The sequence below is a fragment of the Thermocrispum agreste DSM 44070 genome (assembly GCF_000427905.1).
In the GTDB taxonomy this organism is placed as follows: Bacteria; Actinomycetota; Actinomycetes; order Mycobacteriales; family Pseudonocardiaceae; genus Thermocrispum; species Thermocrispum agreste.
In genome coordinates this window covers 259,099-275,670 of the sequence record NZ_KE386604.1, presented here as the reverse complement: position 1 = coordinate 275,670, position 16,572 = coordinate 259,099, and the positions used below count along the sequence as shown (strand labels likewise).

Here is a 16,572-nt window from a genome sequence, read left to right as displayed (position 1 = left end):
GCACGGCATGATCCGGGTGCCCCGAAAGACTCTCGACACAGTGGGAGAGCGACACGCATGAGCATCATCGAGAAGGTGAAGGGCCTGTTCGGCGGGTCCCGGAACAAGGCGGAGGACGCCGACGCCAAGGTGGCCACCGAGGAGCAGGCCGACGAGGCCAAGGACGCCGAGGGCAAGGTCAAGGAGAAGGTGGCCAGCGGGCAGGAGAAGGGCGAAGGCGACAAGTCCGAGTGACGGCCCGAGCCGGGCGAGCAGGCGCGGGCGGTCGGTGCCCGTGATGACCCGCCCCCGTTCGGACATCGCACCCGCCGTCCGGTAGCCTATTCGGCGGTAGCGTGTCCGAGCGGCCGAAGGAGCTCGCCTCGAAAGCGAGTGAACGGTAACCCCGTTCCGTGGGTTCAAATCCCACCGCTACCGCGGACGGACCAGGGCGTCTGGTCGGGCCGACGGCCCGCCAGACGCCCTGAGTCGTTCCTCGGCTCCTGACCGACGGCCCGCCAGACGCCTCCTTCCTGGGCCCGTTTCCGTTCGCCACCCGATGCGCGCCTTCCCGGGTAGCGGACTCGGGCCTTCGCACCCGAGGCGCCGACGAACACGCGGACACGCAATCGCGTTCGGTCCCGTCACATCGTCGAGATCGACGTACCCGCCCTGATCACACAAATCGGAAATCGCACGAATCCGAATCGTCGTCAACTTTTCCCGGACAGCGATTTTTCTGTCCGGTTCCCGCACAAAGTCGCTATTTCTTCCCAGTGCGCGCCGCTATCGTCCCGGCCTTCGGATCGGATCACCGACCTACGGGAGGCGTCGCCGTGCACACTGCACCGCAGGACAACCACCAGGCATCCTCTCTCGGCCGGAGGGCGTTCCTCGGGACCGTCGGCGGGCTCGCCGCCGCGAGCGCCGCGACCCTGCTGGTCCCGCCGGCCGCGGGCGCCAGCGCCCGCATCACCCGGACCGAGCTACCGAAGTCGATGCAAGCACCGGCTTCCTCGGCGCTGGTGTCGTTCAGCGCCATCGACGGCACGCCGGTCTATTACTGGCGGTCCAATCCGGGAAACCAGAACCCGGTCACCTGGCGCTGCACGCAGGAATTCCTCGACACGCTCGTCGTCTGGATCCGGGAACTCCGGTCGATTTCCCAGCAAGCCGGGTACGGCGGCATCGAGTACCTGGTGTCCGCCGGGTTCTACGTGAACAAGCCGGGCCAGCACGGCGCTGGAACGGCGATGGATCTGGACGTCGTGCAGTGGGCCAGCGGCCAGGTCAGCTCCCCGCTGAACCGCGACCACACCTCGTCCGACGACGCCGTGGCGCGGCGCTACCTCGCTGTCGAAGCGACCTTGCGACGGCAGTTCTGCTACGTGCTGGACGGCTGGTACCCGGACCATGCCGACCACTTCCACGCCGACTTCGCCAGCATGCCACCGCTGCTGCGCACCGGCAGCCAGTCGGCCACCTTCTTCATCCAGGCGACCTGCAACCGCTTCCAGGGCTCCGGCTTGGCCATCGACGGCATCTGGGGCCCCAACACCCAGCGGGAATACGACCGCATGCGCAGCACGCTGGGCATCACCGGAGACCCGACCGCGGACATCGCGGTCTATCGCGACCTGCTGCACAAGATCGCCCTGCACGGGTTCGCCAACACACCCTTCTGAGACGAACAGGCCCGCGCTCCCTTTCTCACCCGAGAAGGCCCCACATCCTGCTGACCCGAACAGGCCCCCACCCCCTTCGAAGACGAAGAGGCCCCGCGCTCCCTACCGAGCGCGAGGCCTCTTCGTCCGGATACCCCGTCTGTCCGATCGATCACGAGCCCTGGCCGTCGTACTGCGCGTGCCCGGCCGTGACGGCGTCGCTCGCCGGAGCCGGCCTCCCCTGGCCAGGCACGAGGCCCCACCCTCACAGCGCGAGGCTTTTGTAGGCGGCCAGCCCGTGCGTGGTCTCCGGCTCGTCGTGCCAGACGGGCGTGCGCTCGTGCCAGTCCTTCAACTCGGGCCCGACGGCCATGGCCACCAGCACCACCAGCGCCACGACGACGGCCAGCAACTGAATCACGATCACGGTCTCCTCCTTGTGCCTGTGGGCCCCTCCGGCCCCGTGTTCCCCCGGGCCCCTGGTGGCCCCTCCGTAACCCCGGTGATTCCAGGATCCGGCATCACCCCAGGTCAGCGGATCGGTCGAGCGGCTGGAAACGGTTGACCGGTCGACTGGTCACGCCTCGGCCAGATGGCCGAGGCCCGCCGGGTCACCGATCGCCACCCGGCCGGGAACGACGAACGCCGGGGCGCACAAGGCAGCGGGCCGGCCCTCCCCCGAAGCAAGGCCGGCCCGCGTGATCCCGCGCCCCTACTCGTCGCTCAACGGCTCCTGGCGCACCCGCCGCAGCGCGGGCCCGCAGACCGAACCCGCGAGCACGGCGACGATGACACCGACGACCACCGGCGCAAGCAGCCACGGTGTCAGCACCACCGCGGGCGCGTTCTCGATCAGGCTCACCAGCACGACGCCGACGATCGTGCCGGTGACACCGGCGCCCACCGTGGCGATGATCGCGGGCAGCGCCGCCTCGACCCGCAACGTCCGGGCCAGAACCGGCACCTGCGTGCCCGCCGCGATCAGCGCACCGAACGTGCGCCGGCGATCCATCACTGCGCCTGCCGTCGCGATGGCGGCGCTGCACCCGGCCAGCAACCCGGCGATGACGATCCCGATCGCGGTGATCCGGCGCAACTCGTCGAGCCGGTCGGTGCCGCTGGCGACCATGTCCACGTCGGAGAACACCTCCGCACCCGCCGAACCGGCCACCATGGCGGTCCGGATCAGGTCGGTGTCGGTGTCCGACGTGGCCACGGCGACGAGCGACGCCGTCGCCTTGAACCCCTCCGGCACCAGCTCCCGGTCCACCAGCACCACGGGGCGCGGCAAGTCCGCCGTCGCGACCCCCTTGGGCAGCGGGAACGTGGACTGGTCGTACTCCGCGTCGAGCGACACCGGAGTGCCCCCCACCCCGTAGACCGCCGGCTGGTCGAGACACACCTGCGGGGACAGTCCGAACAACGGTGCCGCCTCTTTGCAGTCGCCGATGTAGGCGGGGTAGGGCGCGCCGTTCGCGTCGTTGACGACAGCGTTGTCGAGACGCACGGCCCGTTCCTGCTGGCCGTAGCGCGTCAACCGGTCGTCGATCCGTTCGACCACCTTGTCCGCCTGGTCCGCGGTGGCGTTGAGGCGCAACGTCGAAGGCGCGAAGGTCGGCTCCGGTGGCCCGAAGTCGGTCGACTCGAGCGTCGGCAGCAGGGTCAGCGCCATGGCACCGACGAACACCGCCAGCACCACGCCGGAGGACGCACGATAGGCGGCCTTCGGATCGGTGTGCAGCCGCCGTCCGGCAAGCAACCCGGCCGGTCCGCGCCACGCCTTCACCAGGAATCGGCCGACCGCCGCGGTCACCCACGGCCCGACCACGGTGGCCGAGCCGATCAGCGTGGCCAGCGCGCCCAGCACCACCATGTTCCCGGCACCGAGCTGCGCGGCCACCACGAAGACCGCCAGTGCCGCAGGCAGTGCCAGCACCCGCAGCCAGCTCAACGGCTTCGTGGGAGTGCGCTGCATCGCCCCCAACGGCGTGATCACCACGCGCCGCAGGCCGAACACCGCGGCCCCGATCACCAGCAGCGGCAGGCAGACGACCGCGCCGACGACCAGTTCGGTCGGCGCCGCCAGGTCGGACGGGTGCCACTCGCTGCCGTCCCACGGCACCTCGGACGCCCACATGCGCACCAGCGGGTTGACCGCGGCCCCCAGCACCACACCGACCACGGTCGGGATCGCCAGCTCGGCCACCACCATGGCCATGACCTGCTGCGGCGTCGCCCCGGCCAGCCGGAACGCGGCCAGCCGCCGCTCACGACGCGTGGCGGTGAGCCGCGCCGCCGAAGCGACCAGCACCAGGCTGGGCACCAGCAGGACCACCAGCCCAACCCCGGCCAGCAGTTCCAGATCGTAGTCGGTGTAGTAGGCCGACGTGGTGAAGTCGCTGATCGGCAGGGCGTCCTCGCCCATGTCCTCGACCCGCTGCCCCACCAGGGCGAACAGCTGATCGTCATGGCGCAGCCCGGCGGAACCGATGTACCCGACGACCTTGCCGAACCGCTCGCCCAGCGACGACGCCGGCTGCTTGTCGATCAGCTCGGCGAGCGCGGGCGAGACCAGCGACTCCCCAGGACCGGGCAGCCGGGTCACACCGGGCGGCAGGTCCAGCCGCCCCTTGCCGGTGAGGGCCACGTCCAGCCGGCCGATCTCCTGATCGCCGAACCTGTCCGTGCTGATCTTGATCAAGGCCGGCGCGTCCTGCCGCTGATCGACCAGCGTCTGCTCGGCTTTGTTCTGCCACGCCACCCGCTCCTCACGGGCGTCGACCGCGTAGGGCAGACCGAGCAACAGCAGCACCAGCGAGGTCGCCACCGCGACCCCGACGGCAGTCAGGAAGGCCGAGGTTCGCGTGCGGCGGTCGACCCGCAACACCCGAAATGCGATGCTCAACGCATTCATGCGGTCAACACCGCCGATTCGATCCGACCGTCACGAATACGGATCGACCGCGTCGCACGCGAAGCCAGCTCCTGGTCGTGCGTGACGACCAGAATCGCCGCGTTGGTCTCGGCGCAGATCTCCAGCAGCACGTCCATGATTTCCGCGCCGGTGCGGCTGTCCAGCTGCCCGGTCGGCTCGTCGGCGAACACCACCGTCGGCCGGTGGGCCAGCGCCCGCGCGATGGCGACTCGCTGCGCCTGCCCGCCGGACAGCTCGCCGGGCATGCTCCGATGCCTGCCTGCCAGCCCCAGCCGGTCCAGCCAGTAGCGGGCCGCCTGCATCGCCTCCGCCCGGCTGGTGCCGCCCAGCAGCATCGGCAGCGCCACGTTCTCCTCCGCGGTGAGCTCGTCGACCAGCATTCCCTGCTGGAACACGAAGCCGAACTCGCTGCGCCGCAGCTCGCTGCGCCGGGCCTCGGACAGTTCGTCGATCCGCGACCCGGCCAGGCACACCTCGCCTGCGTCGGCGGGCACGATCCCGGCCAGCACGTGCAACAACGTCGATTTCCCCGACCCGGAGGGGCCGACGATGGCGACCGCCTCGCCCCGGCGAACGTCGATGTCCACACCGGCGAGCGCACGGTGCGGGCCGTAGTTCTTCACCAAGTGCCGTCCCGAGATGGCCGGCGGCGCAAGCACCTCCTGCACCATGGACCGTTGGTCAGCAACCACAAGAGCCTCCATGTCGCAAATCGCTGTTGGTTGCCGAGCCTCCCGCGGCGAGGGGGTGCGGCACATCGGGCGATCGGCCGCAAGCAGACCGGTGTGCCTCGGCCGAGTGACCGAGGGGGAATCGGCCGCGAAGCTGAGGGCCTGCCCCACCCCGGTGTCCTAATGTCACGATGTGCATTCCGACGACGCTCCGACGACCCCGCTGCGCACCAGCGGCCGGTCGTCGCGATGGGCAGGCGTACAGGCGGCCTGGCGCAGGCTGGGCCTGTACGGTGCGCTGCTCGCGGCGGCCGTGCTGGCGGACGTCGTCGCAGCGATCGCCGACCTGCTTCGAGCCGGCGAACTGGACCTGTACCCGTACTACAGCCGGTGGCAGACCCTGGCGATGCTGCCCGGCGGCCTGCTGCTGGCCGCGTGTGCCGTGCTGGCCCGCAGGAACGCCATGCTCGGCGCGGTACTCGGCTCGGCGTCGCTGATCGTCGCGTCCCCGATCGCGGTGTACCGGGTCTCCGGCTACACGTCGCTGCTGGCCGGGATCTCGCTGGCGGAAACAGTGGCGGGCGTGTTGCTGGTGGTGATCGCCCACCAGCAGCTGCCGGTCCCCAAGGCGGTCGCGGCCACCACGATGCTGGTCGTCTCCTGCCTCGCCGCCCTGCTGCTGCGGGAACGCGGCGACTTGTACGCGGAGACGTTCATCTTCGGGTTCATCCTGCTGGTCGGGGCGGTCGTCTACGGGCACCGCACCGCATCCGGGAAGACGTCGCTGACGCCCGAACGAAACAGCAGGTTCGCGCCGTACCTGGCCCAGTGGCCGCTGATCGGCGTGCTGGCGGTGTTCGTCTTCCTGGCGGTCCTGCGCTCGACGCAGACCTGGATCGGGTTGTTCGGCCTGGTCGTCTCGGTGGTGTCGGCGTGGCTTGCGGTGCTGTCGGTGCGGCACGCGATCACCGCGGGCCTGGCGATGTCCGGCTTGTTCGTGCTGACCGCGGTGACCGGCGGCGCGCTGGCCTTCGACTTCCCCGGCCTGGCAGGCACGCCGATACCCGCGGTGCAGGTGCTGGCCGGCTTCGTCGTGACGGTGAACCTGGTCCGCTACCAGACACCGGAACGGGCCACCGGGGTCATCGCGGTGATGTCGGTGGCGGTCGCGCTGGCGACGGCCATGCGGACCGGCGGAACCCAGCTGCGGGAACTCGCGCTCAGCGCGTTGTTCGCCCTGGGATTGGCCGTGGCCATCGGCTTGTACCTGCGGTCACGGGACACGGCCCGCGCCCAGATGGTCTCCGCGGCGGTGGCGGAAGCCAAGTCGGCAGAGCGGATGGCGCTGGCCCGCGAGCTGCACGACGTGGTGGCGCACCACGTCACCGGCATCGTGGTGCAGGCGCAGGCCGCGAAGATGGTCGCCAAGGACGACCCGAAGCTGACGCAGGAGGCGTTCGACCGGATCGAGGCGGCGGGGATCGAGGCGATGACCGCGATGCGCCGGCTGGTGGCCAGCATCCGCTCCGGCCAGCCGAGCGACACCCCGCCCGAGGACGCCACCATGGATCTGGCCGCCGACCTGCGCAAACTCGTGGACAGCGGCAGCCACGGTGTGCCGACGGAGCTGCGCGTGGACATCGGCACCGCCCTTCCGCAGGAGGTCGCCCGCTCCGCGCTGCGCATCGTGCAGGAGGCGCTGACCAACGTCGGCAAGCACGCCGAAGGAGCGACCAAGGCCCAAGTCGTCGTCGGTGTCGTGGACGGACAGCTGGGCATCCGGGTCAGCGACAACGGCCGCGGCAGCAGCAGCGCCGCCGCGTCGCGGTCGTGGCGGGACAGCGGCTACGGCTTGGTCGGGATGCGCGAACGTGTCGAACTGCTGCACGGCAGACTGTCGGTCGGCCCGGCCCCCGGCGGTGGCTGGGTCGTGGAAGCCTGGCTACCCCTGAACGTGGAGGACACCCGGACATGACCATCCGTGTGCTGATCGCCGACGACCAGGAAATGGTTCGGATGGGCTTTCGGATGATCCTCGACGCACAGCCGGACATCGAAGTGGTGGCCGACGTGCCCGACGGGGTGGAAGCCGTACGCAAGGCGCGCGAGCTGCGCCCGGACGTCTGCCTGCTGGACATACGCATGCCGGGACTGGACGGCCTGGAGGTCACCCGGCAGCTGGCCGGGCCAGGTGTCACCGACCCGATGAAGGTCGTCGTGGTCACCACGTTCGACCTGGACGAGTACGTGCACACTGCGCTGCGTAACGGCGCCAGCGGGTTCCTGCTCAAGGACGCTGGGGCGTCGCTGTTGATCGAGGCCGTGCGTGCCGCGCAGCGTGGCGATGCGCTGGTGTCGCCGCAGATCACCGTGCGGCTGCTGAAGCACTTCAACACCCCGGCGCCCGCCACGGCTCCGGAGGATCAGCCGAGCGAACCGCTCACGCCGCGGGAGACCGACGTGGTGCGAGCGGTCGCGCGCGGGCTGACCAACACCGAGATCGGCAACGAGCTCTTCCTGTCGCTGTCCACGGTGAAGACGCACCTCGCGTCGGCGCAGGCCAAGATCGGTGCACGCAACCGCGTCGAGGTCGCGGCGTGGGCCTGGCGGACCGGGCTGATGACCGAGTGAAGCGGCCACCGGGCCGGCCGGCGTGACCGACGGGCGGCCGCCCCATCAGGGCCTTCACCGCGCAGCGACCCTCCACCGCGGAGCGGCCACGCCACAGTCCTCACCGCGCGGCAATCCCGCCGAAGTCCTCACCATGCGGCCGTTGTCATGGACGCCGCCGGATGGCGAAGCCCGATCGTCATGACATCCTGGCGAAGCAGATCAGGCGGCCGGCTCCAGCACCACGACCGGGATCTTCCGGTCGGTCTTCTCCTGGTACTCGTCGTACGCCGGCCACACCTTGGTCATGATCGACCACAGCTCCTTGCGCCGGGGCTCGTCCTCCACGGTGCGGGCCCGCGCGGTGAACTTCTCCGCCCCCACCTGAACCTTGACCTCGGGGTTGGCCATCAGGTTCTTGTACCAGCCGGGGTGGTCGGGGGCACCGCCCTTGGACGCGATGATCACGTAGCCCTCGTCGACCTTTTGGTAGATCAGCGCGTGCTTGTACTCCTTGCCGGTCTTGCGGCCCTTGGTGGTCAGGATCAGGCAGGGCGCGCCGTTCACCCAAATGTGGCCGACCTCGCCGTTGGTTTCCTCGTACCGTTTGACGTGCTCGTCGCCGAAGAGCATGCGTTCAGCCATCCGGTGTCCCTTCCTCGCCGCTGCCTGGCTTGTCGTTCCGAAGCAACAGCAGCTGTCCGCGGGGAATTCCCGCACCGCAGCCGCCCAGTCACTTTCCGTTCATCGCAGGTACTTCCACCGCGGCCGACGCCGCTCGCCAGGCATGGCCACCAACCGGCGTCCCGCCGCGCGCCGAGGTCCCTCCCCCTGCGCGCGGCGGAAACCGCCTCGGGCAACGAAGCCAGCAGCGACCCTTCCGGTCCCTCCCCGGCGCGCAGCGGAAACCGAATACGTCACGCCGGGCCCGAAACTGAACGGCTGCCCCTCCCCGGCGCGCGGCGGAAACCGGCCGGCCGGTGCGGGCCGGGGGTCAGTCCCAGCTGAGCGCGGCGCCCGACTGGTACTCGGTCACCCTGGTCTCGAAGAAGTTCTTCTCCTTGGTCAGGTCGATCGTCTCGGACATCCACGGGAACGGGTTGTTCTGCTCCCCGAACACCGGTTCCAGCCCGAGCTGCTGAGCCCGCCGGTCGGTGATGAAGTGCAGGTATTGCTCGCACTGATCGGCGGTCAGGCCGAGGATGCCGCGCGGCATGGTGTCCCTGGCGTAGGCGACCTCCAGCTCGCACGCCTCGATCAGCATCTGCCGCACCTCCCGCTGGAAGTCCGCGCCCCACAGGTGCGGGTTCTCCAGCTTGATCTGGTTGATGCAGTCGATGCCGAAGTTCAGATGGATCGACTCGTCGCGCAGGATGTACTGGTACTGCTCGGCGATGCCGACCATCTTGTTACGCCGCCCGAGCGAGAGGATCTGCGCGAACCCGGTGTAGAACCACATGCCCTCGAACACCACGTAGAAGGCGATCAGGTCGCGCAGGAAGTCCTGATCGGCCTCGGCAGTTCCGGTGCGGAAGCTCGGGTCCTCCAAGTGCCGGGTGTACTGCAGTGCCCACGCGTCCTTGTCGGCGATGGACGGCACCTCGCGGTAGGCGTTGAACAGCTCGCCTTCGTCCAGCCCGAGGCTGGTGCAGATGTACTGGAAGGCGTGCGTGTGCACGGCTTCCTCGAACGCCTGCCGCAGCAGGTACTGGCGACACTCCGGGTTGGTGATGTTCCGGTAGACGGCCAGCACCAGGTTGTTGGCCACCAGGGACTCCGCGGTGGCGAAGAACCCGAGGTTGCGCTTGACCATCAGCCGCTCGTCCGGGGTCAGGCCGTCCGGTGACTTCCACAGCGCGATGTCGGCCTGCATCGACACCTCGGTGGGCATCCAGTGGTTGGCGCACCCGGCCAGGTACTTCTCCCACGCCCACCGGTACTTCATCGGCAGCAGCTGGTTGACGTCGGCGCGGGCGTTGATCATCGCCTTGTCCTCGACGTTGACCCGAGGGGCGCCGCGCTGGATCTCACCAAGGCCGGTGGCGTCGGCAATGGCGGTGTTGCTCGTCATGTCGCTGGTCATGCGGGTTCGTGCTCCTTTACTGGCAGGCTTCGCAGTCGGGGTCGTCGATGGCGCAGGCGGTCGGTTGCGGATCGGGACGGACGGCGGCCGGGACGGCTGCCACGGGAACCGCGTTGAGCTTGCCGTCGGTGCCGCGCAGCGTGCTCTTCTCCACGCTGGTGGCCGCCCTGGCCCGCAGGTAGTACGTGGTCTTCAGGCCGCTGCGCCACGCGAACCGGTACAGCTCGTCGAGCTTTCTCCCGCTGGGCTCGTGGATGTAGAGGTTGAGCGACTGGGCCTGGTCGATCCACTTCTGCCTGCGCGCGGCGGCCCGCACCAGCCACTTCGGGTCGATCTCGAACGCGGTGGCGTACCTGCGCTTGAGGTCGCCGGGCACCCGGTCGATGTGCTGGACGCTGCCGTCGAAGTACTTCAGGTCGGCGACCATGACCTCGTCCCACAGCCCGAGTTCCTTCAGCTCGCGCACCAGGTGCGGGTTGATCACGGTGAAGTCGCCGGACATGTTCGACTTCACGTAGAGGTTCTGGTACAGCGGCTCGATCGACTGGCTGACGCCGCAGATGTTGGCGATGGTCGCCGTGGGCGCGATGGCCATGACGTTCGAGTTCCGCATCCCGGTCGTGCGGACGCGTTCCCGCAGCGCGTCCCAGTCGAGCGTGGTCGTGTAGTCGACGTCGAGGTCACCGTCGCGGTGCTCGGCCAGGATCCGCAGCGAGTCGATCGGCAGGATGCCCCGGCTCCACAGCGACCCGTCGAACGTCTCGTACCGGCCACGCTCGGCGGCCAGCTCGCTGGAGGCCTCGATGGCGTAGTACGACAGGTGCTCCATGCTGCGGTCGGCGAACTCCACCGCTTCCGGCGAGTCGACCGGGAGCTTGCGGACGTGCAGCGCGTCGGCGTAGCCCATGAGGCCGAGGCCGACCGGGCGGTGCCGCAGGTTCGACCGCCTGGCCTGCGGGATCGTGTAGAAGTTGATGTCGATGACGTTGTCGAGCATGCGCACGGCGGTCCGGACCGTCTTGCGCAGCCGCTCGGTGTCCAGGCCGTCCGGCGTGACGTGCCTGGCCAGGTTCACCGACCCCAGGTTGCACACCGCGACCTCGTCCGGGCTGGTGTTCAGGGTGATCTCGGTGCACAGGTTGGACGAGTGCACCACCCCGCAGTGCTGCTGCGGCGAGCGCAGGTTGCACGGGTCCTTGAACGTGATCCACGGGTGGCCGGTCTCGAACAGCATGGTGAGCATGCGCCGCCACAGCTGCACCGCGGACACCCGGCGGAAGACCCGGATTTCGCCGCGGTCGGCCGCCTGTTCGTACTCGCGGTACCGCTTGCTGAACTGCTTGCCGTAGAGGTCGTGCAGGTCCGGCACCTCGTCCGGGGAGAACAGTGTCCACTCCGCGTCGGCTTCCACCCGGCGCAGGAACTCGTCCGGGATCCAGTTCGCGGTGTTCATGTCGTGCGTGCGGCGCCGGTCGTCACCGGTATTGCGCCGCAGCTCGAGGAATTCCTCGATGTCGATGTGCCAGGTCTCCAGGTAGGCGCAGGCCGCGCCCTTGCGCTTGCCGCCCTGGTTGACCGCCACCGCGGTGTCGTTGGCGATCTTCAGAAACGGCACCACGCCCTGCGACTGGCCGTTGGTGCCCCTGATGTGGGCGCCCATCCCGCGCACCGGCGTCCAATCGTTGCCCAGCCCGCCGGAGTACTTGGCCAGCAGCGCGTTGTTCCGATACGACTGGAAGATCGCGTCCAGGTCGTCCTCGACCGTGGTCAGGAAGCACGACGACAGCTGGGGGCGCGTGGTGCCGGCGTTGAACAGAGTCGGGGTCGACGCCATGAAGTCGAACGTGGACAGCAGGTGGTAGAACTCGACGGCCCGCGCCTCGCGGTCCTGCTCGCGCAGCGCCAGGCCCATGGCCACCCGCATGAAGAACGCCTGCGGCAGTTCGTAGCGGGTGCCGTCGTGGTGCAGGAAGTAGCGGTCGTAGAGGGTCTGCAGGCCGAGGAAGCCGAACTCCAGGTCGCGTTCCGGCCGCAAGGCGGCGGTGATCGTGGTCAGATCGAACTTCCCGAGTTCCGGATCGACCTGGCCGAGGTCGATCGCGCGGGCCAGGTAGGCGCGGAAGTACTCCGGGTAGTCCAGCTCCGCCTGGGTGGCCTCGCGGGCGCCGCCTGCCAGGAAGCTGAGCGCTTCCGCGCGCAGGTTGTTCAGCAGCAGCCTCGCGGTGACCTGCGAGTAGTTCGGCTCCCGCTCGACCAGCGTGCGGGCGGCCATCACCATGGCCACGCCGAGTTCGTCGTTGCTGATGCCATCGTAGACGTTGCGGTCCAGCTCGGCCAGCACGGCTCGCGCGTCGGTGTCCGGCACCCCGTCGACCGCTTCCGCGACGACCGCGGCGATCCGATCCCGGTGCAGCGGTTCGAGCGTGCCATCCGGTCCCTTCACCCGAACCGTGGGCGCGGACGCGGTGGTCCCGGTCTCCTGCCGACGCGCCTTGGCCCGTTCTTCCCGGTAGAGCACGTAGGCGCGGGCGACCGCGTGGTGACCGCCCCGCATCAGGGCAAGCTCCACCTGGTCCTGGATCTGCTCGATGTGCAACGACCGGGCACCGTGGCGCAGCAGCGCATCCCGCACCTGCGCGGTCAGCTCCTCGACCAGATGGTGCACCCGGGACGACGAGGCGGCGTCGGTGCCTTCGACGGCCAGGAAGGCCTTGGTCATCGCCACCGCGATCTTCGATTCGTCGAACGGCGACGTGGACCCGTCGCGCCGGATCACCGTCACCGTGGACGGCGCTTCCGGCTGCGTGCGGGCCGGGGTCGGGTCGGCTAGTGTCACGGCTCTCTCCTCGCGAGCTCGGCAACCTCCAGCCCGCGACCGCAAGCACGCGCACGACCGCCATGGCCGCGCGACCGCCCTCGCGGTCTGCGGACGGCGCGCACCGGCGGTGCGCGCACCGATGGCAGGTCTTCGGACTTGCGGGCATGCCGGGACCACGCCCAGGCTCCTACTGGCCGTCGCTTCCCAGGCGCTTGCTACCCAGTGCTTGGTTGACGGCGGTCGTTCCCGCTCACCGCTGCGGGGCAGTTCCGGATTCGCACCGGATTCCCTCTTGCCCCACCGCTGCCGGGCAGCGGTGGACCATCGGCACGGCAAACACTACATGTTGTGGTGCCAAACGGGATTGAACCCCAGAAAATGTGGCGTGTCGCGCTTGCGCGCCTACTCCACGCCGAGTAGGTCGACCACGAAGACCAGCGTCTCGTTGGGTCGGATGGCACCGGGGACACCGGACGGGCCGTAGCCGAGATGGGGCGGGATGGTGATCCGGCGGCGGCCGCCGACCTTCATGCCCTTGACGCCCAGCTCCCAGCCCTTGATGACCTGCGAGGCGCCGAGCGTGAACGTGAACGGCTCGTCGCGGTTCCAGGACGCGTCGAACTCCGTCCCGGTGGAGTGGGCGACGCCGACGTAGTGCACGGTCACCTGCGCACCGACGGTGGCCTCGGCACCGTCACCCACCTGCAGGTCGTCGATCTCCAGCAGACCGGAGGGGGCGCCGGGGGCGATGGTGACTTCTGGCTTGGTCGGCGTCATGGTGCCTCCTTGGGTTGACCGGGAAGCTCCATCCAACACCACGGCCGCCACGCGCACCCCGCCACCTCCAGCCCGGCAGCACTCGCAAACACGAGCGTCCGACGACCACCACGCGTACGCCAGCACTTCGTGTCCGCGCTCGAAGCTCAGGCGGGGCGCCGCATCAGTGCGGCGGTCCCCAGCCCTGCTGCGGCTGAGCTGGCTGGCCACCCGACGGACCCCATCCGGGCTGCTGGTGATACGGCTGCCCGGACTGCGGCCCGTAGGCCGGCGGCTGCGGACCGAACCCTTGTCCGGGCTGCGGACCGTATCCCGGCACCGCCTGATGGGGCGCGAAACCAGGTGCGGACTGCTGTGGCCCGTACGCGGGTGCGGGGTGCTGCGGACCGAAACCCTGGCCGGGCTGCTGCTGGGCGATCCCTTGCTGCGCGTCGAACCCGGGCGGTGGCGGGCCGTAACCCTGCGGCTGCTGCCCGACCGCAGGCGTGGCCTGTGCTTTCGGCTTGCGGAACAGCATGACCGACCAGATCGTCCCGCCGACCGACATCGCCGCACCCAAGCCCACCAGCAGCCAGCCGGTGGCGATGTTGTCCTTCCGCTGTTCCTCCATGGTGCGGGTCGCGGTGACCCGGCCCCGCTTGGTCTCCTCGCACACCTGGTTGGGGCTGGTCATCTCCTGGCTGCCGCACATGACGCGGTCGTCGGTCAGCTGAAAGATCCCGCCGCCCAGCAATCCGATGCCGATGATCGCGACGAAGACCGCCTTGATGCGATCCATGTTCGTGAACCTTTCCCCCGGGTACGCGGGCGACATCATGACAGACGAACGCGCACCGCGCCGCTCGATTGCCACGGAATGCGGATGTGGGTGATGTCTCAGGACCGCGCTTCCAGCGTGGCGAGGTCGTCCGGGGTGTCGACGTCGGCCGGATCGCCCAGGCCGGTGCAGTCGATTTCGACCACGTCGTCGGCATGCCGGCGCAGGTAAGCGCGAGCGCCCGCGTCGCCGTGGGCGGATTCGGCGACCCCCGCCCAATGCGTGCGGCCAAGCAGCACCGGATGCGCTCGACGGCCGTGGTAGACGGCCATCGCCAACTGCGCACCCTCGGCACAGGCCTGCACCATGCGGCGTATGACGGCGGGGCCGACCAGCGGCTGGTCGACCAGCGTGATCACCGCGGCCTCCGCGTCGACGGGCAGCGCGGCAAGGCCTGCGCGCAGGGACGACGCCAGCCCGGTCGCCCAGTCGGGGTTCTCGACCACCCGAGCCGGCGCGTGGGCCAGGGCTTCCCGCACCCGCTCGGCAGCGGCGCCGATCACCACCACGACCGGGTCGCACCCGGCTTCGGCCAGGGCCGCCGCGCCCCGCTGGGCCAACGGCTCCCCGGCGAACGACACCAACGCCTTCGGGCGGCCGAACCGCGTTCCCGCACCGGCAGCCAGCAACACTCCCGCCACGGCCACCGGCGCAGCATAACCCCGGCCGAGACGATTCGAACTCGGCGCGGAACGCATCTTTCGCCAGACGACGGCTACGTTGCGGACGCCAGTTCGGTGTCTTGCGCGGCCGGTGTCCTGGTCATCTCGGTGATCACGCCTTCCGCTCCCGGAACAGGCCCGGAGCACGTCGCATGGTTCGCAGGCGACATGAGCGGTGCGGCTCCTCGGCCCGTTCCGTCACCCTGGCCGGCCGGCCCGATCGACGGCCCCACACCCGGCCTGCTAATGCTACTATTCATAAGCATTAATTAGGAGGAGAGGACGTGACATGACCGGTCCCGCCGGGCAGGCACCCGACACCCAGGGCTCCCCATCTCCCGGGCCGCTCGCCGGCGTCCGAGTCGTCGAGCTGGGCTCGATGTACGCCGCCCCGACCGCCGGACGCATGCTTCGCGACTTCGGCGCGGACGTCGTCAAGGTCGAGGACCCGCAGAACGGTGATTTCGCCAGACAGTGGCAACCGTCCCACGAGGGTCTGGCCATCGGCTACGCGCGCCTCAACTCCGGCAAGCGCTCGGTCGGCATCGACATGCGCCAACCGGAAGGACGCGCGGTCGCCGAGCAGCTGATCGTGAGCGCCGACGTGGTCATCGAGAACTTCCGTCCCGGACGCATGGAGGCCTGGGGGCTGGGCTACGAGCAGCTCTCGGCGAAGAATCCCCGCCTGGTGATGACCAGGGTGAGCGGCTTCGGCCAGACCGGCCCCTACGCCAACCGCCCCGGGTTCGGCACCGTCGCCGAGACGATGTCCGGCTTCGCCTTCCTCAACGGGTGGCCGCACACGCCGCCCACCGCGCCACCGTTCGGGTTCGCCGACTCGATCGCGGGGATCTCCGCCGCGTTCGGCACCGCGATGGCGCTTTACCGGCGGGAGCTGACCGGTCAGGGATCCGAGGTCGACGTGGCACTGTACGAGCCGCTGATGTTCATCCTCGGCGACGCCGTCCTCAACTACACCGCAAGCGGCACCATCATGCAGCGACACGGCAATGCCTCCGGCGCCGCTTCGCCGCGCGGCATCTACCAGGCGGCCGACGGCGGCTGGCTCTCGATCGCCGCGTCCAACCAGACGATCGCGATGCGGCTGTTCGACGCCATGGGCATGCCGGAGCTGAAAGAGGACGAAAGGTTCGCCACCAACGCCGCGCGGATGGCCAACAACGAGGCGATGCAGCAGATCGTCATCGACTGGGTCGGCTCGCGCCCGCGCGACGAAGCGCTGGCGATCCTGGAGAAGTACGAGGTCGTGGCGGCACCGGTGAACGACGCCAAGGACATCACCGAGGACCCGCACTTCCGCGAACGAACCCTGGTCGAGCTCGCCAACACCGTGTTCGGCAAGGCGATGATGCCCGGCCCGGTCCTCCACTTCGGCGACTACGCAGGTCCGACGTACGACGGGGTCGCCGCGATCGGCGAGCACACGAAGGAGGTTTTGGTCGACGAACTGGGGCTTGCCCCAGACCACGTGGCACAGCTTGCCCAAAAGGGCATCGTCAGCGGCTGACCAGGCCGCCGGCACGGAAAAACCGGCG

At 69.5% G+C, this 16,572-nt stretch carries 14 protein-coding genes, 1 tRNA gene and 1 riboswitch; of the genes, 6 read left to right on the top strand and 9 right to left on the bottom strand.

Annotated features, from left to right (window positions below):
• Nucleotides 1–57: 57 nt before the first annotated feature.
• From YWY_RS24200 to YWY_RS0116015, 3 genes are all read left to right on the top strand, one after another.
• Nucleotides 58–234 (top strand): hypothetical protein, encoded by a 177-nt coding sequence (locus tag YWY_RS24200; protein ID WP_156899304.1) that lies wholly within the window; start codon nt 58–60, stop codon nt 232–234.
• A gap of 95 nt (nt 235–329) precedes the next feature.
• Nucleotides 330–417: transfer RNA gene (locus YWY_RS0116020), tRNA-Ser, on the top strand.
• Nucleotides 418–815: 398 nt separating this feature from the next.
• Nucleotides 816–1,664: a hypothetical protein gene (locus YWY_RS0116015; protein WP_028848444.1), complete on the top strand. Its 849-nt coding sequence runs from the start codon at nt 816–818 to the stop codon at nt 1,662–1,664.
• 244 nt (nt 1,665–1,908) lie between these two features.
• Here YWY_RS0116015 and YWY_RS24195 read toward each other — a convergent pair whose 3' ends face one another.
• The 3 genes from YWY_RS24195 to YWY_RS0116000 all read right to left on the bottom strand — a co-directional run bounded on the left by YWY_RS24195 (nt 1,909) and on the right by YWY_RS0116000 (nt 5,249).
• A complete protein-coding gene (locus YWY_RS24195) occupies nt 1,909–2,070 on the bottom strand; it encodes a hypothetical protein (protein ID WP_156899303.1) in 162 nt (53 codons plus the stop codon).
• 285 nt (nt 2,071–2,355) lie between these two features.
• Nucleotides 2,356–4,557, bottom strand: a complete 2,202-nt coding sequence (locus YWY_RS0116005) for an FtsX-like permease family protein (RefSeq protein WP_028848443.1) — start codon at nt 4,555–4,557, stop codon at nt 2,356–2,358.
• On the bottom strand, nt 4,554–5,249 hold the full coding sequence (locus tag YWY_RS0116000) for an ABC transporter ATP-binding protein (protein ID WP_028848442.1): 696 nt from the start codon (nt 5,247–5,249) through the stop codon (nt 4,554–4,556). Before YWY_RS0116000 ends, YWY_RS0116005 begins: the two co-directional genes overlap by 4 nt.
• Before the next feature lie 193 nt (nt 5,250–5,442).
• Between YWY_RS0116000 and YWY_RS0115995 the strand changes: the two genes are divergently transcribed.
• Both YWY_RS0115995 and YWY_RS0115990 read left to right on the top strand, forming a co-directional pair.
• On the top strand, nt 5,443–7,224 hold the full coding sequence (locus tag YWY_RS0115995) for a sensor histidine kinase (RefSeq protein ID WP_051310349.1): 1,782 nt from the start codon (nt 5,443–5,445) through the stop codon (nt 7,222–7,224).
• Nucleotides 7,221–7,880 (top strand): response regulator, encoded by a 660-nt coding sequence (locus YWY_RS0115990; RefSeq protein WP_028848440.1) that lies wholly within the window; start codon nt 7,221–7,223, stop codon nt 7,878–7,880. The genes YWY_RS0115995 and YWY_RS0115990 overlap by 4 nt, the downstream gene beginning before the upstream one ends.
• 201 nt (nt 7,881–8,081) lie before the next feature.
• Here the strand turns inward: YWY_RS0115990 and YWY_RS0115985 are convergent, their stop codons facing one another.
• The 6 genes from YWY_RS0115985 to YWY_RS0115960 form a co-directional block, all read right to left on the bottom strand.
• Nucleotides 8,082–8,492 (bottom strand): nitroreductase family deazaflavin-dependent oxidoreductase, encoded by a 411-nt coding sequence (locus YWY_RS0115985; RefSeq protein WP_028848439.1) that lies wholly within the window; start codon nt 8,490–8,492, stop codon nt 8,082–8,084.
• A gap of 361 nt (nt 8,493–8,853) precedes the next feature.
• Nucleotides 8,854–9,942, bottom strand: coding sequence for a ribonucleotide-diphosphate reductase subunit beta (locus YWY_RS0115980; RefSeq protein ID WP_084609320.1), 1,089 nt, complete (start codon nt 9,940–9,942; stop codon nt 8,854–8,856).
• A 16-nt stretch (nt 9,943–9,958) separates the two neighbouring features.
• Nucleotides 9,959–12,778, bottom strand: a complete 2,820-nt coding sequence (locus tag YWY_RS0115975) for a ribonucleoside-diphosphate reductase subunit alpha (protein ID WP_051310348.1) — start codon at nt 12,776–12,778, stop codon at nt 9,959–9,961.
• Between the two features lie 106 nt (nt 12,779–12,884).
• Nucleotides 12,885–13,101: riboswitch (cobalamin riboswitch) on the bottom strand.
• 61 nt (nt 13,102–13,162) lie between these two features.
• Nucleotides 13,163–13,537 (bottom strand): FKBP-type peptidyl-prolyl cis-trans isomerase, encoded by a 375-nt coding sequence (locus YWY_RS0115970; RefSeq protein WP_028848436.1) that lies wholly within the window; start codon nt 13,535–13,537, stop codon nt 13,163–13,165.
• Between the two features lie 163 nt (nt 13,538–13,700).
• A complete protein-coding gene (locus YWY_RS23380; RefSeq protein WP_156899301.1) occupies nt 13,701–14,315 on the bottom strand; it encodes a hypothetical protein in 615 nt (204 codons plus the stop codon).
• A gap of 98 nt (nt 14,316–14,413) precedes the next feature.
• On the bottom strand, nt 14,414–15,001 hold the full coding sequence (locus YWY_RS0115960; RefSeq protein ID WP_028848434.1) for a nucleotidyltransferase family protein: 588 nt from the start codon (nt 14,999–15,001) through the stop codon (nt 14,414–14,416).
• A 304-nt stretch (nt 15,002–15,305) separates the two neighbouring features.
• Here YWY_RS0115960 and YWY_RS22385 point away from each other — a divergent pair, with 304 nt between their 5' ends.
• Nucleotides 15,306–16,544, top strand: a complete 1,239-nt coding sequence (locus tag YWY_RS22385) for a CaiB/BaiF CoA transferase family protein (protein ID WP_051310346.1) — start codon at nt 15,306–15,308, stop codon at nt 16,542–16,544.
• The last annotated feature ends 28 nt before the right edge of the window (nt 16,545–16,572 follow it).